Raw genomic sequence first — 23,611 nt, 5'->3', positions numbered from 1 at the left:
CCCCCTCCCACAACGCACCGCCTTCACCACCTTCGGCCTCACCCCCCACCCCACCCCCGCCGTCCCCGGCCAAGGCCACCCCCGCACCCCCCTCGGACGGACCCGCTGACCTGACCGCCCGCAGCCGAACCCGCCCACCCCGCTGCCACGATGGACCCATGAGCAACGGGACGAGCGAACTGCCGGACAACGTGCTGGACGACCCGGCACGCCTCCTGGACACCGACCGCACAGCGATCCGCGCACACATCGAGAACACGGCCCCCGGACCCCACCCGGGCCGCGACGTGTTCCAGCAGGCCGAAGCGATATTCGGCGGTACGGAGGTGAGCCGCGCCGAATTCGCGGCCTGGCTCCACTTCGCCGCCACCATGCTCGGACACGAGACCTACGCCCGGCAGCTCGCCGCCGCCGAACCCGGCATGCCCTGGCGGACGGTATGGGCCTGGTGGCGCCCGGTGGGCCACTACATCGCCCACCCCAACCTCACCCACCTCAAGCCCCCGGGACTGCAACCCCACAACGGCCGACAGCTCCTGAGAGTCAAAGCAGCCTGGGAGAACACCTGGCTCGACCTCGAAACCGGGGAACGGACACCGGCCCCACCACACGAGGACTGCCGGCCCCTCCCCACCCCACCCGACGGGACACCCCGCCTGGACGACCTGGAGCTCTACGCACCCGAGAGCTGGACCCACGCCACCCCACTCACGGCCCCCGACGGCCGAACGCGCCACCTCATCGCAGACACCTGCGGCCTCGCCCTCCTGGAAACCGACCCGGACGTACTCCGCGACTGGCCACGCGACTTCCTCGACCACGACTCCGCGGAGCACGGCACACCGGGCCGGATACCGACCCACCCCGCACCCACCGGCCCGCTCACCGCCCAGCGCATCGACGACGCCTTCGCCCCCGTCGACGTCATCCGCATCCCCGAACCCGAACTGCCCACCACCCTCGAACACCCCGCCGCCCGACGGCACCTCCGGGACATCGGACTACCAGCCCGGTGGGCCTGCGGCTGGACGACCTTCACCCCCTGCCCCGCCAAAGACATGACACCTCAGGACGCGGCAGCCACACCGGCAGCAGCACTGCCGGACGGCACCGACCCGGCCGACCTGCTGCCCCTCGGCACCACCCCGCACGGCACCCTCCACCTGCACCGCCGCGACGGCAGCGTCCATCTCGTCCACGCCGCCGAGCGCATCCGGCTCTCCCCGGACCTCGACCACTTCACCCGCCTCCTCGAAGGCGTACGCCGCTACATGGACGCCTGCTGGCACCCACGCCCGGACGAAGACCCGAAGAACGACTTCCTCACGGAGATGGACGCACTCGCACCCGGCACACTCAACTCCCAACGCCCCAGCGGAGCCCAGTGGGAGTACTTCATCGCCGGCATCACCGAACTCGACGAAGACGGCTTCTGACCACCACCGCACGCACACAGGCCGCCCTCCCCAAGACACAGGGAGGACGGCCACCACACACCACCAGCGTGAAACCCCGGTCAGAACACCGGCACACCATCCCGCGTCAGACGCCAGTCCACCGACGCGAACTCCGCCGGATCCACCGACCCCTTCGCCTGCACCCACCCGATGATCGTGTTCCGGATCTCGTCCGAATTCGCCCACAACTGCTTCGCACCCGGCACATGCGGGAAGTTACCCCCACCACTCGCCCGGTAATTGTTCACCGCGAACACGAACTGCGCCGCCGGATCCACCGGCGCCCCCTCGAACGACAACCCCACGATCCGCGAACCCACAGGCTTCGCAATATCGATGTCATACGTCACGCCCGACACCACGTCATAGTTGTAATCCGGAATATCCTCCGCATTCGTCAACTTCGACGTGTCCACCGGAGCCCCCGCCGCCGTCTGCACGTAGTACCGCGCCGAATACTCCAGATAGTCCTTCAGCTGCGCCCCCGTCAGCAGCCGCGCCTCCAGCGTGTTCTCGAACGGATACAGTCCCGCAGCATCCTTGATCGTCACCTCACCCGCAGGGATCGACGCCGTACGCGAGAAGCACGCCGCCTGCGACAGCACCGGCAGCTCCGCGTACTCACCACCCGCCAGCGCCTCCTTCACGGTCTCCGCCTGCACCAGGTTGATCAGATCGATGACCGGCTCGTCCTTCCACGGCGCCTCCGCCGTCGACATCGCCACCACCGACGTACCGATCACCTGATTCACGTACGCCACCACCTTCGTGTGCTCATCCCCGAGCAACGACGTGATCCGCGGGTCCTCCGCCACCGTGTTCGAGTTCAGCACCGAAGCACCGACCTTCTCGACCACCCAACGGCCCTTCTCCCACACCAGATCGAAATCGAACAGCGTCAACCGCTGCCCCCACTTCAACGGCTCCGAGAGAACGACCTTCTTCCCCGTCTTCTTGTTCGTCACGAAATACTCAGGAATCTCCGAGTGCGCGTGACCCACCAGAATCGCATCGATCCCCGGCACCTGCTCCGCCACCAGACCCGCCGCGTTCTCGATGTACGGCAACTGGTCCCCGTACGACGACGTACCCGACGAACCCGAATGCGCCGAAACGATCACCACATCCGCACCCATCGAACGAAGCTTCGGCACCCACTTCGCCGCCTGCTCCTCAAGACCCGGGAACACCATCTTCCCGCCCACATTCGCCTTGTCCCAGATCGCGATACCGGGATTCGTCAGCCCCAGCACCGCCACCCGCACATCACGACCGTGCGGCGTACGCACCCGCTTGATCACATACGGGGCGAACGCCGGCCGCAGCGTCTTCGCATCCAGCGCATTCGCACCCAGCAGCGGGAAATCACACTGCTCCTCGAACTTCCGCAACACCGGAATGCCGTAGTTGAACTCATGATTCCCGAGCGCCGCCGCGTCATAGCCGATCTTGTTCATCGCCTGCGCCATCGGATGCACCGGACCACGCTTCGCCGTGATCGGATCGATCTTCGCGTAGTAGTACGACAACTGCGTGCCCTGGATCGTGTCACCCGCGTCGATCAGCAACGTGTTCCGACGGCCCCGGTCCTCACGGATCTGGTCCACCAGCGTCGAGATCTTCGCCAGCCCGACGTCGTTGTGCGCCGAGTCGTCGAACTCCTTGTCCGTGAAGTAGTCCCAGTTGAAGACATTGCCGTGCAGGTCCGTCGTCCCCATCACCGTGAACGAGTACCGCTTCTGCGGACGCCCGTGACCGTGCCCCTTCGCCTCCGAGGCCGCCGCTTGCCCCGCGCCGACGACCCCTCCGCCCAGCGCCACACCCGCACCGGCGACAGCCGAACGGCCCAGAAACGTCCTACGGTTCAACGGCATCCTTGACTCCTCGTGTCTGCGAACAACGCGCGTAGATTCTGGCCCAGCCACCCCCACCCGCAACACCCCCAACAGGTTTCGATCTGGTGACCAGCAGCTCCGCCGCCACCCCGCCGACCCACCGGCCGACCGCCGGCCGAGCTGCCAGGGCGCCCGCGCGAACGCTCATCGGAGCGCCCCGCCGCACAATTCAACACTTGTCAATAACCTTTCACCGAAAGGCTGTTGGACAGTCATGCAGAGACAATTACCTACCCGCAGGTAAGGTCTAGGCTCGAACCATGCGCCGAGCAAAAATCGTTTGTACCCTGGGACCCGCAACCGACACATACGAGCAGATCAAGGCACTCGTCGAAGCGGGAATGGACATCGCCCGCCTCAACCTCAGCCACGGCAGCTACACCGAACACGAACAGCGCTACCGCCACGTACGCAAAGCATCCGAGGAAACCGGCCGCAGCGTAGGAATCCTCGCCGACCTTCAAGGCCCGAAGATCCGCCTCGGCCGCTTCGCCGAAGGCCCCGTACTCCTTGAACGCGGCGACGACTTCACCATCACCGTCGAACCCATGGAAGGCGACCGCACCACCTGCGGAACCACCTACGACGGCCTCGCCTCCGACGTCACCGCCGGCGAACGCATCCTCATCGACGACGGCCGCGTCACCCTCGAAGTCACCGAGGTGGACGGACCCCGCGTCCACACCACCGTCATCGAAGGCGGCATGGTCTCCGACCACAAGGGACTCAACCTCCCCGGCGTCGCCGTCTCCGTCCCCGCCCTCTCCGAGAAGGACATCGACGACCTCCGCTGGGCCCTCCGCACCGGCGCCGACGTCATCGCCCTCTCCTTCGTCCGCAGCGGACGCGACATCGACGACGTCCACCGCATCATGGACGAGGAGGACCGCCGCCTCCCCGTCATCGCCAAGGTCGAGAAACCCCAGGCCGTCGACAACATCGACGACATCGTCGCCGCCTTCGACGGCATCATGGTCGCCCGCGGCGACCTCGGCGTCGAAATGCCCCTGGAACAGGTCCCGATCGTCCAGAAGCGCGCCATCAAGCTCGCCAAGCGCAACGCCAAGCCGGTCATCGTCGCCACCCAGATGCTCGACTCGATGATCGACAACTCCCGCCCCACACGTGCCGAAGCCTCCGACGTCGCCAACGCCGTCATCGACGGCACCGACGCCGTGATGCTGTCCGGCGAGACCAGCGTCGGCAAGTACCCCGTCGAGACCGTCCGCACCATGGCCCGCATCGTCGAAGCGGCCGAGGAGGACATCCTCGCCAAGGGCCTCCCGCCCCTCACCGACCGCAACAAGCCCCGCACCCAGGGCGGCGCGGTCGCCCGCGCGGCAGCCGAGATGGGCGACTTCCTCGGCGCCAAGTTCCTGGTGGCCTTCACCCAGAGCGGCGACACCGTCAAGCGCCTCTCCCGCTACCGCTCCCCGATCCCGCTCCTCGCCTTCACCCCGGACACGGCCACCCGCGCCCAGCTGAACCTGACGTGGGGCGTCGAGACGTTCCTGGGGCCGCACGTGGAGTCGACGGACGCGATGGTGGCGCAGGTGGACGAGGAACTGCTGCGGATCGGTCGCTGCCAGAAGGGCGACATCGTGGTCATCACGGCTGGGTCCCCGCCGGGGGTCGCCGGCTCGACGAACCTGGTACGGGTGCACCACATCGGCGAGGACGACAGCCCGGAGTGACGGTCGTCAGTACTTCGGCCCGACGTGAGCGTCCATGAGGGCGACGGACGCCCGTCGGGCTACGGAGATGGCGGGCGCGCCGTCGAAGACGCGCGATCAACCTTGGAATCTAAGGAAAGTACCCCGAGTCGGACTCGAACCGACACTGTATGGGTTTTGAATCCATTGTCTCTAACCAATTGGACTACCGGGGCGCGATAAATCGAAGGTTTACTTCGACCCGCTGATGATCCAGCTTATCGTAGCTAGGTAGGCTCTTGGGAGCAGCACCCCTGTCTTGACCAAGGAGCCCCGTGACCACCCCCGAGTCGCCCCAGCCCGTAGACGCCGTCGACGACGACAAGTCGCACGTCCCGCCGCTGACGACCCGCGTCGTCATCGCCGAGGACGAGGCGCTCATCCGTCTCGACCTCAAAGAGATGCTGGAGGAAGAGGGCTACTCGGTCGTCGGCGAGGCCGGGGACGGGCAGCAGGCCGTCGAGCTGGCGCGGGAGCACCGTCCGGACCTCGTGATCCTCGATGTGAAGATGCCGGTCCTCGACGGGATCTCCGCCGCCGAGAAGATCACGGAGGAGTCCATCGCCCCCGTGCTGATGCTCACCGCCTTCTCGCAGCGCGACCTCGTCGAGCGGGCCCGGGACGCCGGGGCGATGGCGTACCTCGTGAAGCCGTTCAGCAAGAGCGACGTGGTTCCGGCCATCGAGATGGCCGTGTCCCGGTTCGCGGAGCTGAAGGCGCTGGAGAGCGAGATCGCGGACCTCTCGCAGCGGCTGGAGACCCGGAAGCTGGTGGACCGGGCGAAGAGCATCCTGCAGACGGATTACGGGCTCTCCGAGCCGGCGGCGTTCCGCTGGATCCAGAAGACGTCGATGGACCGGCGTATGTCGATGCAGCAGCTCGCCGAGGCGCTGATCGAGGATGCCGAGGAGAAGAAGAAGGCTGCCGAGTAGTCCCGTACGCGCGTACGGAGAAGGGCCCGCCCCCGGACACCCGGGGGCGGGCCCTTCTCGTGTGCGTGGGTGCTGCTCAGTCCTCGCCGAGGTAGGCCTTGCGGACCGACTCGTCGTGGAGGAGGTCGGCGCCGGTGCCGGAGAGGACGACCTTGCCGACCTCCATGACGTGGCCCTGGTCCGCGAGGGAGAGGGCTGCCTGGGCGTTCTGCTCGACGAGCAGGATCGTGGTGCCCGACGCCTTGAGCTCGACGATGGTCTCCATGATCTTCTGCATCATGATCGGGGAGAGGCCCATGGAGGGCTCGTCGAGCATGAGCAGCTTGGGCTGGGACATGAGCGCGCGTCCCATGGCGAGCATCTGCTGTTCGCCTCCGGAGAGGGTTCCGGCGGCCTGCTTCCGTCGTTCCCCGAGGATGGGGAAGAGGTCGTAGGCGCGCTGGACGTCCTTCTCGATGCCTGCCTTGTCGTTGCGGAGGTAGGCGCCGAGGAGGAGGTTCTCGGCGATCGTCAGCCGGGGGAAGATGTGGCGTCCCTCGGGGGAGTGGGCGATGCCCAGGGAGACGATCTTGTGTGCCGGGATGTTGGTGAGCGGCTTGCCTTCGAAGAGGATGCGGCCGCCGGCCGGCTTGAGGAGTCCGGAGAGGGTGCGCAGGGTGGTGGTCTTGCCCGCGCCGTTGGTGCCGATGAGGGTGACGACCTGGCCGGCCTCGACGGTGAAGGAGATGCCCTTGACGGCTTCGATCTTGCCGTAGGCGACGCGGAGGTCCTCGACCTCGAGCAGTGCGGTCATCGGGTGTCCTCCTCCTCGGTGGTGGTGGGGGTGGTGGTGTCGGCCTTGGCCGTGCCGGCCGCCGTGGCTTCGGCGGCTTCGACCTCGGCGGCTTCTTCGGCGCCGGGGGCGCCTTCGAAGGGGGTGCCGAGGTAGGCGGCGACGACACGTTCGTCGCCCTGGACGACGGGGGCGGTGCCCTCGACGAGTTTTTCGCCCTGGACGAGGACGGCGACGCGGTCGCAGAGGTTGAAGATGAACCGCATGTCGTGCTCGATGACGAGGATGGCGATGCCCTGGTCCCGGATGGCGAAGATGAGCTCTTCGGTGACGCGGGTTTCCTGGGGGTTCATGCCGGCGGTGGGCTCGTCCAGGAGGAGGAGACCGGGGTCGCTGGCGAGGGCGCGGGCGATCTCCAGCTTGCGCTGGTCTCCGTAGGGGAGGTTGCGCGCGAGGTGGTCGGCCTTGTCGGCGAGGCCGATGAACTCGAGGAGTTCCATGCAGCGTTCGCGGCTGGCGTTCTCCGCCTTCTTGTAGCCGGGGAGGCGCAGGAGGGCGGACCAGAGGCCTTCCTTGGTCCTGGTGTGGCGTCCGACGAGGACGTTCTCCAGGACGGTCATGTTGGCGAAGAGGCGGATGTTCTGGAAGGTGCGGGCGATGCCTGCCTGGGTGACGAGGTGGGGCTTGGGCGGCAGGACGGTGCCCTTGTAGCTGACCTTGCCCTCGGTGGGGACGTAGAGGCCGGTGAGGCAGTTGAAGAAGGTGGTCTTGCCTGCGCCGTTGGGGCCGATGAGGCCGACGATCTCGCCCGCGTTGACGGTGAGGTCGACGCCGCGTACGGCGGTGAGGCCGCCGAAGCGCATGGTGACGCCGCTGGCGTCGAGGACGGTGGTGCCGGTGGGTGCGTCTGTCTTGGTCATGGTGGTCACGCCCCCGCCTTCGTGGTGCCGGCGGCTGTGTCGGTGAGTGGTGTGTCCGGTGGTACGTCGAGTTGGCCGGTCTCGTGGAATTCGAGCTGCTTGCGGCGGTCGGCGACGAGCCCTTCGGGGCGGAAGCGCATCAGGAGGATGAGTGCGATTCCGAAGAGGAAGAGCTGGTAGTCCTGCATGAACTGCAGTTTGGCCGGGATGAGGTAGAGCAGTGCGGCGCCGACGAGGGGGCCGCTGAGGGTTCCCATGCCGCCGAGCACGACGGCGGCGAGGAGGAACACGGAGTTCGGGGGTACGGAACCGGCGAACTGGTACTGCTCGGGGGTGACCGTGTAGGAGACGTGCGCCTGCACGGTTCCGGCGAGGCCGGCGAGGGTGGCGCCGAGGGCGAAGGCGAGCAGTTTGAGCCGGAAGGCGTTGATGCCCATGGCGGTGGCTGCGGTTTCGTCCTCGCGGATGGCGACCCAGGCGCGGCCGATGCGGGATTCTCCGGAGCGTCGGAAGACGAGGACGACGACGGCGGTGAAGAGGAGCATCAGCAGGTAGTAGTTGGCTGACCTGCCGAGGGTGAAGCCGCCGACGTCGTGGCTGAGTCCGAAGTCGAAGCCGAGGAGCTTGAGGTCGGGGATGCTGGGGATGCCCTGGGAGCCGTTGGTGAGGTCGGGGCCGCTGACGCCGTTGAGGGCGTTGACGGTGAGGCGGAAGATCTCTCCGAATCCGAGGGTGACGATGGCGAGGTAGTCGCCGCGGAGGCGGAGTGTCGGGGCGCCGATGACGACGCCGAAGACGAGGGAGACCGCGGCTCCGGTGAGGACGGCGGCCCAGAAGGGGAACTGGACGCCGACGGGGGAGAGGGGGCTGCCGGAGACGAGTGCCGCGGCGTAGGCGCCGACGCCGAGGAAGGCGACGTAGCCGAGGTCGAGGAGGCCGGCGAGGCCGACGACGACGTTGAGGCCGAGTGCGACGGTCGCGAAGATGAGGATGTTGGCGCCGATGAGGGCGTATTCCTCGTTCTGCTGGGTGAAGGGGAAGCAGAAGGCTGCGACGAGTGCGGCGCACAGGGTGACGTTGCGGTGCTTGGAGGTCAGCGCGGTGACGCGGGCGATGAGTCCGGCCCGGGTGAGTGCGGTGAATCCGAAGGCGACGGCGATGACGTAGCCGATGAAGAGTTCGGCGTACTCGGTGTCGATGCCGTAGGTGAAGACCTCGAGGGCGACGCCGAAGGCGACGGCGATGATGAGGATTTCGGCCCAGGCGGGGAGTGCTTTGGCGCGGGCGGGTGCCGGGGCGCGGAGGCTGCCGAGGAATCGGCTGAACGCGCCGGTGGCGGTGTCGTCGACGGGCTGGTCGTTGGGGAGGCCGAGGGCGGCGACGGCGGCGACGAGTGCGCCGACGAGGCTGACCCAGGCTCCGGGTTCGAGTTCGACCACGCCGAGGAGGTTCTCGTTGTCGTCCTTGGTGAGGATGACGGCGATGACCGTGTAGGCGGTGGTGAGGAGGGTGCCGATGGCGAGGAGCCGGGTGGGGCTGTTGGTGCCGCCGGGGGTGAGCCAGCGCAGGCCCTTGATGCTGTATCCGGAGAGGACGAAGAGGAGGGTGAGTGCTGCGCTGATGAGGGTGAGGACCTGGAGTCCGCCGGGGTATCCGGTGACGGTGAGGTCGCCGGGGAAGGTGTCGGTGTAGGTCCAGGCGAGGAAGGTGCCGATGAGGGCGAGTGCGGCGCCGGCGGTGGTGGTGGCGCGGGCTGCCGTGGTGGGCAGGGGGAGCAGGGCGGTGTTGGTGGTCATGGGTATCACGCCCTGTCCGCGACGCGTTCGCCCAGCAGGCCTTGCGGGCGTATGAGGAGGACGAGGATGAGGAGCACGAAGGCCCATACGTCCTTCCAGGCGCCGCCTCCGAAGAGTTCCATGCCGGGTACGTCGCTCATGTAGCCGGTGGCGAGTGCTTCGGCGACACCGAGGACGACTCCGCCGAGCATGGCGCCGTAGATGTTGCCGATGCCGCCGAGGACGGCTGCGGTGAAGGCTTTGAGGCCCATGATGAAGCCCATGCGGAAGCCGATCTGGCCGTTCTTGAGCCCGTAGGCGACGGCGGCGACGGCGGCGAACGCGGCACCGATGGCGAAGGCCATGACGATGATGCGGTCGGTGTTGATGCCCATGAGCTTGGCGGTGTCGGGGTCCTGGGAGGTCGCCTGCATGCCGCGGCCGGCGCGTGTCTTGGAGACGAAGAGGCCGAGGGCGAGCATGCAGATGGGTGCGGCGATGAGGACGAAGAGGTCGCCGCGTTGGATGTGGGCGCCGAGGATGTCGATCGCTTCGCCCTTGAACTGGGGGAAGGAGCGGTCCTTGGTGGCGTCGGGGTACCACATCCATACGGCCTGCTGGAGTGCGAGGGAGAGGCCGATGGCGGTGATGAGGGGGGCGAGGCGTGGTGCCGTGCGCAGGGGCCGGTAGGCGAAGCGTTCGGCGGCGACGCTGATGGCGACGGAGCATATGACTCCGCCGGCGATCATGAGGGGTATCGCAGCGAGCAGAGAGACTCCGGACGGAAGCCCGAGGTAGACCGTGAGGGCTCCGAAGCCCCCGATCATGAAGATCTCGCCGTGTGCGAAGTTGATGAGCTGGATGATTCCGTAGACCATCGTGTAACCGATCGCGATGAGACCGTACATCGCGCCGAGGATGAGTCCATTGGCCAGCTGTTGCGGCAGTTCGTGCACCGCAGGGCCTCCGTGGAGTGGTTCGGATATGGCACCGCGCGGGAGTGCTCGTAGCGCTCCCGCGCGGTCTTGTGTGAGTGCGCTGTGGCCGTGGGGTCCGTGGTGGACCTACTTGACGGCCTCGCTGAGCTTGGAGGCCCACTTGCCGCTGGTGACCTGGTAGGCGGTCATCATGGTGTTGGTGGTGTCGCCGTACTCGTCGAAGGAGACGGGGCCGGTGACGCCGTCGAACTTGACCTTGCTCATGGCGTCGAGGACCTTGGCGCGGGCGTCGTCGGGGAGCTTGCCGTCGTTGTCGGCGACGACGGCCTTGACGGCCTCGATGATGGACCAGGTGGCGTCGTAGGTGCCGCCGCCGTAGGCCTCGTAGGCGTCCTTGTATCCGGCCGTCTTGTAGTCGGCGATGAACTTCTTGGCGGAGTCGAGTTCCTCGACGGGCTTGCCGACGGAGGTCGCGATGTCGCCTTCGGCCTTCTTGTTGAGGCTGATGAAGTCGGCGCTGTACATGCCGTCGCCGCCCATGAGGGGGATCTGGACGCTGTCCTTGAGCTGCTGGCTCAGGGGGGCGCCGGCGGGGTACTCGCCGCCGTAGTAGACGGCCTTGGCGCCGGAGCGCTTGACCTTGGTGACGACGGAGTTGAAGTCGCGGTCGTCGGGGTTGATGTGGTCGGTTCCGACGATCTTGCCGCCGAGCTCGGTGAAGGTCGTCTTGAAGGAGGCGGCGAGGCCCGCGCCGTAGGGCTTCTGGTCGTCGATGAGGTAGACGTCCTTGACCTTGGCGTTGTCGAAGAGGTACTTCGCGGCGAAGGCACCCTGGATCGCGTCCGTGGTGGCGGTGCGGAAGTACGTCTTGAAGGGGCGCTTCTTGTCGCCGGTCTTCCAGTTGTTGCCCTGGGTCAGCTCGGTGCCGGTGTTGGCGGGGGAGACCTGGGTGAGGGTGGCGTCGTTGAGCGGCTTCTGCATCGACTGGGAGACGCCGGAGTTCAGGGGGCCGACGACGCCGAGGAGGTCCTTGTTGCCGATGAACTTCTGGGCGTTCTGCTGGCCGACGGAGGGCTGGGCCTGGTCGTCGAGTGCCTGGAGTTCGAATTTGACGCCGGGGACGGTCTTGTCCTTGTTGGCGGTCTTGACGGCGAGGTCGGCGGAGTTCTTGATGCCGAGGCCGAGGGCGGAGAGGTCGCCGGTCAGGGGTGCGTCGACACCGATGACGACGGTCTGGGTGTCGCCGCCGCCGCTGCTCTTGGAGTCGTCGTCGCGCGATCCGCAGGCGGTGAGCGTGAGTGCGCCTGTGGTGAGCACTGTGGTGAGTATGAGCAAAGAACGGTGTCGCACGAAAGGTCCTTTCCCTGGCGCGGCCTCCTCTGCTGAGGTGCCGTGACGATCGCCGGGCCGTACTGGTCGATACAGGGCCGTGCAGCAGACGCGCCCGGCGGCGCGGTGACTGGCCGTGACTCTAAGGGCAGGTGAGGGGGTGCGGGATGGGTCCGGTGATGATGTGACTGTCTTGTTATGCCGTGGGGAAGGCTTGTTGGTCGCAGTGTGGAGGTGTACGGCTTTTGCCCGGGCGGTGGAGTGACCGCATGGTGAGAACCCGCAGCTCTGCTAAGGGGCTTGGGCTGATCTTGGTGCTGTCGCCCGAATCGGGGCGGAAGGGGCGCGGCGGAGTGCCGGCGGGGAGTGCGGGTGCGGGGTGCGCGACGTTTTTCGTGTATTGCACACATGTTACGCAGTGTTACATCCGTGAGATGTGTTTGAGGCGCCGCGAGGGCGTGAGGCCCTTGAAGTGGGTCATGGAACGGGTGCGGGGGTCAAAGGTGTTGACCGTGCGTGTCCGTCAACTTCCGGCCATGGGCCCGGATATGGCTCTGCCCGGTCCGGAATGCGGTGCGCTTTCCGGACCGGGCAGAGGCGTGTTGAGGCGTTGGTCAGCTGGCGGCGGGTGCCGGGGCGTCGCGCAGGAGGCAGGTGAGGCGGGCGGTGCAGACGCGCTTGTCGTGCTCGTCGGTGATGACGATCTCGTACGTGGCGGTGGAGCGGCCGCGGTGGACGGGGGTGGCGACGCCGGTGACGAGGCCGTTGCGGACGCCGCGGTGGTGGGTGCAGTTCAGGTCGACGCCGACGGCGAGCTTGGTGGCGCCGCCGTGGAGCATGGAGCCGATGGAGCCGAGGGTCTCGGCGAGGACGGCCGAGGCGCCGCCGTGGAGCAGTCCGTAGGGCTGGGTGTTGCCTTCGACGGGCATGGTGCCCACGACGCGGTCGGCGGAGGCCTCGACGATGGTGACGCCCATGCGCTCGCCGAGGTGGCCGGCGGAGAAGAGTGCGGGGAGGTCGACGCCGAGTGCCGCGTACTCGTCGATGATCTCCTGGGGGAACGTGGGTGCGGTGTGCTCGCCCATGGGGTCCGGCTCCGATCGTGTGCGTTCGTCCGTTGCTGTGTGCACTGTTCTTATCAGACGACTGAGCGTGCGCTTAGAGAGGTGCCGGGGTGCTCAGGCCGGCTCGAAGCGGACGACGACGGACTTGCTGGCCGGGGTGTTGCTGGTGTCCGCGGTGGCGTCGAGGGGGACGAGCACGTTGGTCTCCGGGTAGTACGCGGCGGCGCAGCCCCGGGCGGTGGGGTAGTGGACGACGCGGAAGCCGGGGGCGCGGCGCTCGACGCCGTCCTTCCACTCGCTGACGAGGTCGGTGTAGGAGCCGTCGGCGAGGCCGAGGGCGTGGGCGTCGTCGGGGTTGACCATGACGATGCGGCGGCCGCCCTTGATGCCGCGGTAGCGGTCGTCGAGGCCGTAGATCGTGGTGTTGTACTGGTCGTGGGAGCGCAGGGTCTGGAGCAGCAGCCGGCCCTCGGGGAGTTCGGGGTGCTCGACGGGTGCGGCGGTGAAGTTGGCCTTGCCGGTGGCGGTGGGGAAGCGGCGTTCGTCGCGGGGGGCGTGGGGGAGGGTGAAGCCGCCGGGGTGTGCGACGCGGGTGTTGAAGTCCTCGAAGCCGGGGATGACGCGGGCGATGCGGTCGCGGATGGTGCCGTAGTCCTTCTCGAAGTCCTCCCAGGGGGTGGTGGAGGAGGGGCCGAGGACGGCGCGGGCCAGGCGGGCGACGATCGCGGGCTCGGAGAGCAGGTGGGGGCTCGCGGGGGCGAGGTTGCCGCGTGAGGCGTGGACCATCCCCATGGAGTCCTCGACGGTGACGAACTGCTTCCCGCCCGCCTGTACGTCCTTGTCGGTGCGGCCGAGGGTGGGCAGGATCAGGGCGCGGGTGCCGGTGACGGCGTGCGAGCGGTTGAGCTTGGTGGAGACGTGGACGGTGAGCCGGGCGCTGCGCATGGCGGCCTCGGTGACGGCGGTGTCGGGGGTGGCGCCGACGAAGTTGCCGCCCATGGCGAAGAAGACCTTGGCGTCGCCGTCGCGGAGTGCCTGGATGGCGCGTACGACGTCGTAGCCGTGGTGCCGGGGTGAGGTGATGCCGAATTCCTGGTCGAGGGCGTCGAGGAAGGCGGGGGCGGGGCGTTCGAAGATGCCCATGGTGCGGTCGCCCTGGACGTTGGAGTGGCCGCGTACGGGGCAGACGCCGGCGCCGGGCCTGCCGATGTTGCCGCGCAGGAGGAGGAGGTTGACCACTTCGCGGATGGTGGGCACGGAGTGCTTGTGCTGGGTGAGGCCCATGGCCCAGCAGACGATGGTGCGCTCCGAGGCGAGGATCATGGCCAGCGCCTGCTCGATGGCGTCGCGGTCGAGGCCGGTGGCGGTGAGGGTGTCGTCCCAGTCGGCGTCGCGGGCGGCCTGGGCGAATGCCTCGTAGCCGTGGGTGTGTTCGTCGACGAAGGCGGTGTCGACGGCGCCGGCCTCGATGATCATTTTGTTCAGCAGGCGGAAGAGCGCCTGGTCGCCGCCGATGCGGATCTGGAGGAAGAGGTCGGTGAGGGCGGCGCCCTTGAGCATGCCGAGGGGGGTCTGGGGGTTCTTGAACCGCTCCAGGCCGGCCTCGGGCAGCGGGTTCACCGAGATGATCTTCGCTCCGGCGGACTTGGCCTGTTCGAGGGCCGAGAGCATCCGGGGGTGGTTGGTGCCGGGGTTCTGGCCGGCGACGATGATCAGGTCCGCCTGGTGGAGGTCCTCGAGGCTGACGCTGCCCTTGCCGATCCCGATGGTCTCGGTGAGGGCGGAGCCGGACGACTCGTGGCACATGTTGGAGCAGTCCGGCAGGTTGTTGGTGCCGAACTCGCGGGCGAAGAGCTGGAGGAGGAACGCCGCCTCGTTGCTGGTGCGGCCCGAGGTGTAGAACAGCGCCTCGTCGGGGGAGGAGAGCGCGGTCAGCTCCTCGGCGATGATCTCGAAGGCGCGCTCCCAGGTCACGGGCTCGTAGCGGTCGGCGCCCTCGGGCAGATACACGGGGTGCGTGATGCGTCCCTGCTGGCCGAGCCAGTAGCCGCTGCGGGTGCCCAGATCGGCGACGGGGTGGGCGGCGAAGAAGTCGGGGGTGACGCGGCGCAGGGTCGCCTCCTCGGCGACGGCCTTGGCACCGTTCTCGCAGAACTCGGCGGTGTGGCGCTTGTCGCCCTCGGGCCAGGCGCAGCCGGGGCAGTCGAAGCCGTTCTTCTGGTTGACCTTGAGCAGGGTCTGCGCGGTGCGCCGTACGCCCATCTGCTGCTGGGCGATGCGCAGGGTGTGGGCGACGGCGGGCAGCCCGGCTGCGGCGTGCTGGACCGGGTCGATCTGCGGCGCGTCCTGGACCGGGTCACCGGTCGGGGGCTTCGTGGCCATGGTGCTCCCCTTCGAGCCTTCGGTCGCCTCCGGGCGCGGTGCGGGCGCGGGTGCCGCGTCCGTGCGTGCCGTGGCGTCCTGTCACGTCTTGTTACGCCTTCACAGTCCTTCGATCCTGTCATGCACGCGTGCGGCGGTGTCCCGCGGGAAGCGGACTGGGCCTGAAGACCGGCTCGGGGCCGTGGCGGGGGCGGTCCGGGGCGGTGGCCGGTCCGGATTGTCAGTGGTCCGTGGCAGGATCGGGGGCGTGGCTGAGACGGCATCGAAGAAGACGGCAGACAACCGACCGCGCCTGCTCCTGATGGACGGGCACTCCCTGGCGTACCGGGCGTTCTTCGCCCTGCCCGCGGAGAATTTCACGACGGCGACGGGGCAGCCGACGAATGCCGTGTACGGCTTCATGTCGATGCTGGCGAACACGCTGCGCGACGAGGCGCCCACCCATTTCGCGGTCGCGTTCGACGTGTCCCGCAAGACATGGCGTGCGCAGGAGTTCCCCGAGTACAAGGCGAACCGCTCCAAGACCCCCGACGAGTTCAAGGGACAGGTCGAGCTGATCGGCGAGCTCCTGGACGCGATGCACGCGGACCGGTTCGCGGTGGACGGTTTCGAGGCCGATGACGTCATCGCGACGCTGGCCACGCAGGCCGAGGCGGCGGGCTTCGAGGTGCTGATCGTCACGGGTGACCGCGACTCGTTCCAGCTGATCACGGACAACGTGACGGTGCTCTACCCGACGAAGGGCGTCTCGGAGCTGACGCGCTTCACCCCGGAGAAGGTCCAGGAGAAGTACGGCCTCACCCCGGGGCAGTATCCGGACTTCGCGGCGCTGCGCGGTGACCCGTCGGACAACCTTCCGGGTATCCCCGGTGTGGGGGAGAAGACGGCGGCGAAGTGGATCAACCAGTTCGGGTCGTTCGCGGAGCTGGTCGAGCGGGCCGACGAGGTCAAGGGCAAGGCCGGCCAGAATTTCCGCGACCACCTGGACGCGGTGAAGATGAACCGCGTGCTGACCGAGATGGTCCGCGACGTGGAGCTGCCGAAGGTCCCGGCGGAGCTGGAGCGCGCTCCGTACGACCGCACGGCGGTCACCGGGGTGCTGGACATCCTGGAGATCCGTAACCCGAGCCTGCGCGAGCGGCTGCTCGCCGTCGACCCGGGGGCGGAGGATGCCGGCCCGCCGGAGCCCCTGGCCGGCATCGAGCTGGACGGCGTGGTGCTGGGCGCGGGTGAGGTCGCCCCGTGGCTGGAGGAGCACGGCGGGCAGCCGCTCGGTGTGATGACCGTCGACACCTGGTCGCTGGGTTCGGGCACGGTCACGGAGCTCGCGCTCGCCGCCGCCGACGGCGCCGCCGCCTGGCTGGACCCGGCCGAGCTCGACGAGGCCGACGACCGGGCCCTCGCCGAGTGGCTGGCGGACCCGGCGCGGCCCAAGGTCCTGCACAACGCCAAGAACGCCCTGCGGGTCTTCCCCGAGCAGGGCTGGCGGCTGGACGGCATCACCATGGACACCGCGCTCGCCGCCTATCTCGTCAAGCCCGGCCGCCGCTCCTTCGCCCTGGACGCGCTGGCCGTGGAGTACCTCGGGCGTGAGCTGGCCCCGGCCCCCACGTCCGACGGGCAGCTGGCCTTCGGCGCGGACGACCGCGCGGAGGCCGACGCGCTGATGGCGCAGGCCCGCGCGGTGCTGGACCTCGGGGACGCGTTCACGACGCGTCTGAAGGAGGTCGGCGCCACCGGGCTGCTGTACGACATGGAGCTGCCGACGTCGATCATGCTGGCCCGTCTGGAGCGGCACGGCATCGCCGCGGACCGGGCGCACCTGGAGTCCATGGAGCAGCAGTTCGCCGGTGCCGTGCAGCAGGCGGTGAAGGAGGCGCACGCCGCGGTGGGCCGCGAGTTCAACCTCGGCTCGCCCAAGCAGCTCCAGGAGGTGCTCTTCGGCGAGCTGGCCCTGCCGAAGACGAAGAAGACGAAGACGGGTTACACGACGGACGCGGACGCGCTGGCGTGGCTGGCCGCGCAGACCGAGCACGAGCTGCCGGTCATCATGCTGCGCCACCGCGAGCAGGCGAAGCTGCGGGTCACGGTCGAGGGCCTGATCAAGACGATCGGTGCGGACGGCCGTATCCACACCACGTTCAACCAGACGGTCGCGGCGACGGGACGGCTCTCCTCCACCGACCCCAACCTGCAGAACATCCCCGTGCGTACGGATGAGGGACGGGCGATCCGCCGGGGCTTCGTCGTCGGCGAGGGCTTCGAGACGCTGATGACGGCCGACTACAGCCAGATCGAGCTGCGGGTCATGGCCCACCTCTCCGAGGACGCCGGTCTGATCGAGGCGTTCACCTCGGGCGAGGACCTGCACACGACGGTCGCCTCGCAGGTGTTCGGCGTCGAGAAGTCGGCGGTCGACGCGGAGATGCGCCGCAAGATCAAGGCCATGTCGTACGGACTGGCCTACGGGCTCTCCGCGTTCGGTCTCTCCCAGCAGCTGAACATCGAGGCCGGTGAGGCCCGCGGGCTGATGGACACCTACTTCCTCCGGTTCGGCGGGGTGCGTGACTATCTGCACCGGGTCGTGGAGGAGGCCAGGGCCACCGGATACACCGAGACGATCCTCGGCCGCCGCCGCTATCTCCCCGACCTGAACAGCGACAACCGCCAGCGTCGCGAGGCCGCCGAGCGGATGGCGCTGAACGCCCCGATCCAGGGGACGGCAGCCGACATCGTGAAGGTCGCGATGCTGCACGTGGACCGGGCCCTGACGGAGGCGAAGCTGACCTCGCGGATGCTGCTCCAGGTCCACGACGAAATCGTGCTGGAGATCGCGAAGGGCGAGCGGGAGCAGGTCGAGGAGATCCTGCGCCGCGAGATGTCCACGGCGGTCGAGCTGCGTGCGCCGCTGGACGTCTCCGTCGGTGTCGGCAAGGACTGGGAGACCGCCGCGCACTAGGGCCTCGGGGCCTCGGAGGCCTCGGCGGGCCCTGAGGTTCAGCGGCTTCCGTGGCCTCAGGGGCTTCCGGGGCCAGAGGGGCTTTCCGACGGTCTCAAGGGGTTCCGGCGGTCTCCGCGCCTCAGCCGGCGTCCCGGCCGGCCGGGCTGTTCCGTGCGGTGTCCGCGCGGGGCGCGTCCGGCGGCCGGGGCGCGGAGGGCGGCCTGCGCAGGAGCCGCATCCACGCCCCGTACAGCAGCAGGCCGGCCGCCAGGCCCGCCCCGGCGCCGAAGCACGCGGTCGGGATGATGTCGAGGGGCGTGTCGAGGTGCCCGGACCAGGCGTACCAGCGGGCACACCGGTGGACGACGCCCACCAGGACGCAGAGCCCGAGGAGCGCCCCGGCCCATCTGCGTTCGGTCCGGCCCAGCACCGGCACGGATGCCGGGGCGGGAGCGGGCCCGATGCGCCGCAGGCCCGTGTACGTGAACCACGCCAGGACCACGAGGGCCGCGGCCGAGCTGCCGTACTGGACGATCTGGAACACCGGGTGGCCACCGACGCTCCGGTCGAGGCCGGGGACCAGCTCCGTGCCCCACCGGTCGTGATGCGTGAAGGCGTCCCACACGACATGGGTCGCCGAGCCGATGACGGCGGACACGACGAACCACACCGCCTCTGGAAGGACCGGGCGGCCGGGCTCCCGGCGCCGCCCCCGCACGAAGGCGTGCACACGCCCCTGCGCCGCCCCGGGCAGCAACGCGACGAGGGGCTCGCGCAGCATCAGCCACAGTGCCACCAGGGCCCCGGTGATGAGGACATCCACGGTGAACACTCCCCATACGCCGTGTGTCACCTCGCCGAACTCCATCGCCCCCGGCACGACCGTGTCCGCGTAGTAGGTGATGTCGGGTGCGAACGATCCGGCGACCAGCGCGGAGGCGACGAGAGGCCCACGGCCCGCGCCGGACCTGCGGATTCCCGGGAGCACGGCTGCGGCATGGCTGAGCGTGAACGGCATGGCGGCAAGTATGCGTGAACCCGTGTCACCGCCCCCACCGTCCCGGAGACTTGACGGCGGGGAAGCTGAGAAACCGGTAAGAACCGGTCAGGGACCAGTGTTCGGGCGGCGGGAGTTGTCGTAGGGTCGCCTGAGTTCTCGCGCGGGGAGCGCGGACAGCCGTCGACGGGGAGGGACCGACACGTATGGCAGCACAATTCGGCCGCAGACTGCGCAGGGGGGCCACCACCACCGCGGTGGCCGCGGCTGCCGTAGCAGCTCTCTCCGCCTCCCAGGCCCCCGCGGCACCCCACCCCGACAGCGCCTCGGACGACCGGACGGCGGCCGGGGCGACGGAGCCGGGCGACAGCGCGGCAACGGGCAACTCGCCCTACTACACGGACCTTCCACCGCTGGACACGCCCAACAAGCCCGGTACGTCCGTGAATCTTCCGGTGACCGGCAGCGCCGAAGCTGGCATACCCGCCTCGGTCCTGGCCGCGTACAAGAAGGCCGAGCAGGGCCTCGCGAGCACCGACGCCGCGTGCCGTCTGCCGTGGCAGCTCCTCGCCGCGATCGGCAAGGTCGAGTCCGGCCAGGCCCGCGGCGGCAAGGTCGACGCGAACGGCACCACCCTGTCCCCGATCCTCGGCCCGGCGCTCAACGGCCAGGGCTTCGCGCTGATCAAGGACACCGACGGCGGGGCGTACGACGGGGACGCCACCCACGACCGCGCGGTCGGCCCCATGCAGTTCATCCCCTCCACCTGGGCCACCTGGGGCACGGACGGCAACGGCGACGGGCGCAAGGACCCCAACAACATCTACGACGCGGCGCTGTCCGCCGGGCGCTACCTCTGCGCCGGCACCCGCGACCTGTCGCTCGCCACGGACCTCGACAAGGCCGTGCTGAGCTACAACCACTCGACGGAGTACCTCCGCACGGTCCGCTCCTGGTTCGAGTACTACAAGCGCGGCACCCATGAGGTCCCGGACGGCACGGGCGTCCTCCCGGCGACGGACACCGGCAGCGGCACGTCCTCGTCCCCGTCGCCCAGCCCCTCCGCGACCACGCCGCCGGCCACCACGTCGCCGTCCACCCCGCCCGCCACCACGCCTCCGCCGGCCACGACACCGCCGCCGACCGAGCCGACGAAGCCGCCGACCACCCCTCCGACGACGCCGCCGGCCACCCCCGATCCGGCCGAGACCTTCGGCAGCCTGGAGAACGCGGGCACCGGCACCCTCACCGCCACGGCCGGCGAGGCGTTCACGGAGCGCGTCAAGGTCCGGGCGAAGAACGAGCTCGGGGCACCGCTCGGCAAGACGTCGGTCACCTTCGCCGTCGTGGGCAGCACGGACACCCGCTTCGCCGGCGGGAAGACCACCGTCACGCTGACCACCGGGGCCGACGGCACCGTCACCGCCCCCGTCCTGACGGCGGGCGAGAAGACCGGCGCCTTCAAGGTGACCGCCGTCGCCGGCACCACCGAACCGCGCGCCCTCTCCTTCGCCGCGAGCGTCACCGCCCGCGTCGCGGACACCGTCGCCCGCACCGACGACAAGGCCCTGACGGCCGCCCCCGGCACCGAGTTCGCCGACCGGGTCGGGATCAGGACGACGTACAAGGGCACGGGGGTGGCGGACACCGCCGTCACCGCCACGATGATCACCGATGCGGAGACGCCCGCCGAGAACGACAAGGGCCCGTACTTCAAGGACGAGGACGGAAAGCCGGTCCGCACCCTGGACCTCACGACCGGCGCCGACGGACTCCTGGAGCTCCCGAAGATCTACGCCGACGACACGGCCGGCACCTACACGCTGCGGATCACCACCGCGAGCGGCGCCACGCTGACCGTCGAGCTGAAGGTCGAGGCACCCGCCGCCTGACCCGCACGGAACCGGCTGCCCGCACACCACGCCCACGTGGGCGCGAGCGGGCAGCCGGGCCGCCAGACGTCGCCTGGAGCCGGGGCTTCCAGGACACGCCCTAGTCCCGGCGCAGCCGCGCCGAGGTGAAGCGGGTCGCCTCCACCGTCGTGGGGTCCTCGGGCCACGGGTGCTTCGGGTAGCGGCCGCGCAGCTCCGCCCGTACGGCCTTGTAGCCCTCCTGCCAGAACGAGGCCAGGTCCGCCGTGACGGCAGCGGGCCGCCCGGCGGGGGAGAGCAGGTGGACCAGTACGGGCACCCCGGCCACCCGGGGCGTCTCGCTCAGCCCGAAGAGCTCCTGGAGCTTCACCGCGAGTACGGGCTGCTCGCCGCCGTACTCCACCCGGATCCTGGAGCCGCTCGGCACCTCGATGCGCTCCGGGGCGAGCTCGTCGAGCCGGGCGGCGTCGCCCGTCGCCCACGGCAGCAGCCGCCGCACCGCCTGGCCGGCATCGATCCGCGCCAGATCCGAGCGGCGGGCGGCCCGTGACAGCTCGGGCTCCAGCCACTCGTCGGCGCGGTCCAGCAGCGCGCCGTCCGACACATCGGGCCACGGCGCGCCCAGCACCCGGTGCAGGAACGCCAGCCGCAGCCGCAGCTGCTCACTGTCCCTGGTCCAGCGCAGCAGCCCCGGCCCCTCACGGCGCAGCCCCTCCAGCAGCGCCGCGCGCACCAGCTCCGGGGCCGGCCGGCGCAGCGCGCGTACCGACAGTTCGACGGCCCCGAGGCGCTCCACGGAACGGGCGACCACGTCGCCGTCCGACCAGCGGACCTCCTCGCCGGAGAACCGCAGGTGCCCGGCGGCCAGCCGCGCCGTGGCCTCGTCGACGACCGCCGCCAGCCGCACCCGGGCGGACGCGGCGTGCGCGGGCCGGTCGGCGACCGCGACGGCGAGCCACGGCGCGCTGCGCAGCCGGGAGCCGTCCGCCAGCTCGGCGCCGGTGCCCGACACCATGAGGAACGCCCCCTCGCCCCGGGCGCGCGCCACCCGCTCCGGGAACGCCAGGGCCGCGATCAGCCCCACGGCGGCGTCCTCCGGGCCGGCACCCGCTTTCCCGGCGGAGCCGAGGGACCGCGAGAGGCGCCGCACCTCCTGCTGCCAGCGTGCCGCGTAGCCGTCCGCGCCGCGCCGTGCCGTACGCAGCGCGTGGGCCAGGTCGTCGCCGTACTCCCGGGGCGGTTCCTCGCCGATCAGCGCCACCACCTCCGCGGCGCGGCGCCCGCCGACCTCCTCCGCACCGTCCAGGAGGGCGCGGGCCAGGCGGGGGTGCAGGCCCAGCCGGGACATCCGTACGCCCCGGTCCGTCGCGCGGCCCGAGGCATCGACCGCGCCGATGGCCGTCAGCACCTCCCGGGCCGCGCCCATCGCGCCTTCCGGCGGCGGGTCCAGGAGGGCGAGCCCGGAGGCGTCCGGTTCGCCCCAGCACGCCGCCTGCAGCGCGAACGCCGCGAGGTCGGCCACCTTGATCTCGGGCGAGGGGAACGCCGCGAGACGCCCGTCCTCGGCCTGCTCCCAGCAGCGGTACACCGCCCCGGGAGCCTCGCGCCCCGCACGGCCCGCGCGCTGGCGCCCCGCCGCCCGTGACGCCCGTACCGTCGTCAGGGCGCCCAGGCCCCGCGCGTGGTCGGTGCGCGGCTCCCTGGCGAGGCCGCAGTCCACGACCACCCGTACGCCCGGCACCGTGAGGGAGGACTCCGCCACGGACGTCGCCAGCACCACCCGGCGCCCGGCCGACGACCCGGCCAGCACCGCGTCCTGCACGGCCGCCGGGGCGCGCCCGTGCACCTGGAGGACCTCCGCGTCCACGCCGGAGAGCTGGCCGGCCACCCGGGCGATCTCGCCGACACCGGGCAGGAAGCACAGGACGTCACCCTCACGCTCGGCGAGCGCCCGGCGCACCACCGAGGCGACATGCGTCAGCAGGGCCGGGTCCACCCGCATCCCGTGCGGCGGCCTGACCGGACGGGCGGGCGGCGCCCACACCACCTCGACCGGGTGGGAGACGCCCTGCGCCTCGACCACCGGGGCATCGCCCAGCAGCCGCGCCCAGCCCGCGGCGTCCGTGGTCGCCGACGCCGCCACCAGCCGCAGATCAGGCCTGATCGTCGCCCGTACGTCGAGGAGGAACGCCGCGGCGGTGTCCGCGTCCAGATGACGCTCGTGGCACTCGTCGATGATCACCACGTCGGCCCCGGCCAGCTCCTGGTCGCGCTGCAGCCGCTGGAGCAGCACCCCGGTGGTCACGACCTCCACCACGGTGTCGGGCCCCGCCACGCGCTCCCCGCGTACCGTGAACCCGACCCGGCCGCCGGTCCGCTCGCCGAGCAGCCACGCCATCCGCCGCGCGGCCGCCCGGGCCGCGATCCTGCGGGGCTCGGCCACCAGCACCCGGCGCACCGGGCCGCCGCCGGTCAGCCCGGCGAGCACCAGGGGCACGAGGGTCGTCTTGCCGGTCCCGGGCGGCGCGCAGAGCACCGCGGCCCCCCGCTCGTCGAGCGCCCGCTCCAGGGCGGGCAGAGCGGTGCGTACGGGCAACTGGTCCAGGGCGTCGGTGCGGATCACGCC

The 23,611-nt window shown here is 70.0% G+C and carries 15 protein-coding genes and 1 tRNA gene; 5 read left to right on the top strand and 11 right to left on the bottom strand.

The annotated features are described in order from the left end of the window. Positions 1-158 precede the first annotated feature (158 nt). Positions 159-1,436 (top strand): SUKH-4 family immunity protein, encoded by a 1,278-nt coding sequence (locus tag JKV81_RS13030; protein ID WP_202075953.1) that lies wholly within the window; start codon positions 159-161, stop codon positions 1,434-1,436. An 80-nt stretch (positions 1,437-1,516) separates the two neighbouring features. Here JKV81_RS13030 and JKV81_RS13025 read toward each other — a convergent pair whose 3' ends face one another. Further along, entirely contained in the window at positions 1,517-3,331 is a 1,815-nt protein-coding gene (locus JKV81_RS13025) for a bifunctional metallophosphatase/5'-nucleotidase (protein ID WP_202075951.1), read from the bottom strand. Positions 3,332-3,612: 281 nt separating this feature from the next. Between JKV81_RS13025 and pyk the strand changes: the two genes are divergently transcribed. Beyond that, positions 3,613-5,046, top strand: coding sequence for a pyruvate kinase (pyk, locus tag JKV81_RS13020; RefSeq protein WP_202075949.1), 1,434 nt, complete (start codon positions 3,613-3,615; stop codon positions 5,044-5,046). 119 nt (positions 5,047-5,165) lie between these two features. Here the strand turns inward: pyk and JKV81_RS13015 are convergent. Continuing rightward, positions 5,166-5,240 (bottom strand) — tRNA-Leu (locus JKV81_RS13015). Positions 5,241-5,339: 99 nt separating this feature from the next. On the opposite strand from JKV81_RS13015, the gene JKV81_RS13010 reads away from it, so the two are divergent. Next, on the top strand, positions 5,340-5,996 hold the full coding sequence (locus JKV81_RS13010; protein ID WP_104789892.1) for an ANTAR domain-containing response regulator: 657 nt from the start codon (positions 5,340-5,342) through the stop codon (positions 5,994-5,996). 76 nt (positions 5,997-6,072) lie between these two features. Here JKV81_RS13010 and JKV81_RS13005 read toward each other — a convergent pair whose 3' ends face one another. The 7 genes from JKV81_RS13005 to JKV81_RS12975 all read right to left on the bottom strand — a co-directional run bounded on the left by JKV81_RS13005 (position 6,073) and on the right by JKV81_RS12975 (position 15,176). Then, positions 6,073-6,789 (bottom strand): ABC transporter ATP-binding protein, encoded by a 717-nt coding sequence (locus JKV81_RS13005; protein ID WP_124276995.1) that lies wholly within the window; start codon positions 6,787-6,789, stop codon positions 6,073-6,075. Continuing rightward, positions 6,786-7,688, bottom strand: a complete 903-nt coding sequence (locus JKV81_RS13000; RefSeq protein ID WP_202075947.1) for an ABC transporter ATP-binding protein — start codon at positions 7,686-7,688, stop codon at positions 6,786-6,788. Before JKV81_RS13000 ends, JKV81_RS13005 begins: the two co-directional genes overlap by 4 nt. 5 nt (positions 7,689-7,693) lie before the next feature. After that, positions 7,694-9,484: a branched-chain amino acid ABC transporter permease gene (locus JKV81_RS12995; RefSeq protein WP_202075945.1), complete on the bottom strand. Its 1,791-nt coding sequence runs from the start codon at positions 9,482-9,484 to the stop codon at positions 7,694-7,696. 5 nt (positions 9,485-9,489) lie between these two features. Further along, the gene (locus tag JKV81_RS12990; protein WP_099176167.1) at positions 9,490-10,419 is read right to left on the bottom strand and encodes a branched-chain amino acid ABC transporter permease; all 930 of its coding nucleotides are present in this window, start codon (positions 10,417-10,419) and stop codon (positions 9,490-9,492) included. Positions 10,420-10,527: 108 nt separating this feature from the next. Beyond that, entirely contained in the window at positions 10,528-11,736 is a 1,209-nt protein-coding gene (locus tag JKV81_RS12985; RefSeq protein WP_129266906.1) for a branched-chain amino acid ABC transporter substrate-binding protein, read from the bottom strand. Positions 11,737-12,344: 608 nt separating this feature from the next. Further along, entirely contained in the window at positions 12,345-12,815 is a 471-nt protein-coding gene (locus JKV81_RS12980; RefSeq protein ID WP_202075943.1) for a PaaI family thioesterase, read from the bottom strand. Between the two features lie 93 nt (positions 12,816-12,908). Next, positions 12,909-15,176 (bottom strand): FdhF/YdeP family oxidoreductase, encoded by a 2,268-nt coding sequence (locus JKV81_RS12975; RefSeq protein WP_202075941.1) that lies wholly within the window; start codon positions 15,174-15,176, stop codon positions 12,909-12,911. Positions 15,177-15,423: 247 nt separating this feature from the next. On the opposite strand from JKV81_RS12975, the gene polA reads away from it, so the two are divergent. After that, on the top strand, positions 15,424-18,135 hold the full coding sequence (gene polA / locus JKV81_RS12970) for a DNA polymerase I (RefSeq protein ID WP_129262093.1): 2,712 nt from the start codon (positions 15,424-15,426) through the stop codon (positions 18,133-18,135). A 121-nt stretch (positions 18,136-18,256) separates the two neighbouring features. Here the strand turns inward: polA and JKV81_RS12965 are convergent, their stop codons facing one another. Next, on the bottom strand, positions 18,257-19,135 hold the full coding sequence (locus JKV81_RS12965; protein WP_129262091.1) for a DUF4184 family protein: 879 nt from the start codon (positions 19,133-19,135) through the stop codon (positions 18,257-18,259). A gap of 185 nt (positions 19,136-19,320) precedes the next feature. Between JKV81_RS12965 and JKV81_RS12960 the strand changes: the two genes are divergently transcribed. Beyond that, on the top strand, positions 19,321-21,006 hold the full coding sequence (locus tag JKV81_RS12960) for a lytic transglycosylase domain-containing protein (RefSeq protein WP_202075939.1): 1,686 nt from the start codon (positions 19,321-19,323) through the stop codon (positions 21,004-21,006). A gap of 100 nt (positions 21,007-21,106) precedes the next feature. Here the strand turns inward: JKV81_RS12960 and hrpB are convergent, their stop codons facing one another. Beyond that, a complete protein-coding gene (gene hrpB, locus JKV81_RS12955; RefSeq protein WP_129262087.1) occupies positions 21,107-23,608 on the bottom strand; it encodes an ATP-dependent helicase HrpB in 2,502 nt (833 codons plus the stop codon). Positions 23,609-23,611 lie beyond the last annotated feature (3 nt).

Source organism: Streptomyces silvae (assembly GCF_016745505.1).
Classification (GTDB): Bacteria; Actinomycetota; Actinomycetes; order Streptomycetales; family Streptomycetaceae; genus Streptomyces; species Streptomyces silvae.
The sequence above is the reverse complement of the archived record's forward strand: the minus strand, read 5'-3'. Positions and strand labels throughout refer to the sequence as shown.

What these genes read in the sequence shown, in the direction of transcription:
- JKV81_RS12995 (WP_202075945.1), bottom strand. Translation starts at nt 9,484, where the DNA reads ATGACCACCAACACCGCCCTGCTCCCCCTGCCCACCACGGCAGCCCGC.
- JKV81_RS13005 (WP_124276995.1), bottom strand. Translation starts at nt 6,789, where the DNA reads ATGACCGCACTGCTCGAGGTCGAGGACCTCCGCGTCGCCTACGGCAAG.
- JKV81_RS12965 (WP_129262091.1), bottom strand. Translation starts at nt 19,135, where the DNA reads ATGCCGTTCACGCTCAGCCATGCCGCAGCCGTGCTCCCGGGAATCCGC.
- JKV81_RS13025 (WP_202075951.1), bottom strand. Translation starts at nt 3,331, where the DNA reads ATGCCGTTGAACCGTAGGACGTTTCTGGGCCGTTCGGCTGTCGCCGGT.
- pyk (WP_202075949.1), top strand. Translation starts at nt 3,613, where the DNA reads ATGCGCCGAGCAAAAATCGTTTGTACCCTGGGACCCGCAACCGACACA.
- JKV81_RS12960 (WP_202075939.1), top strand. Translation starts at nt 19,321, where the DNA reads ATGGCAGCACAATTCGGCCGCAGACTGCGCAGGGGGGCCACCACCACC.
- JKV81_RS13030 (WP_202075953.1), top strand. Translation starts at nt 159, where the DNA reads ATGAGCAACGGGACGAGCGAACTGCCGGACAACGTGCTGGACGACCCG.
- JKV81_RS12975 (WP_202075941.1), bottom strand. Translation starts at nt 15,176, where the DNA reads ATGGCCACGAAGCCCCCGACCGGTGACCCGGTCCAGGACGCGCCGCAG.
- JKV81_RS12980 (WP_202075943.1), bottom strand. Translation starts at nt 12,815, where the DNA reads ATGGGCGAGCACACCGCACCCACGTTCCCCCAGGAGATCATCGACGAG.
- JKV81_RS13000 (WP_202075947.1), bottom strand. Translation starts at nt 7,688, where the DNA reads ATGACCAAGACAGACGCACCCACCGGCACCACCGTCCTCGACGCCAGC.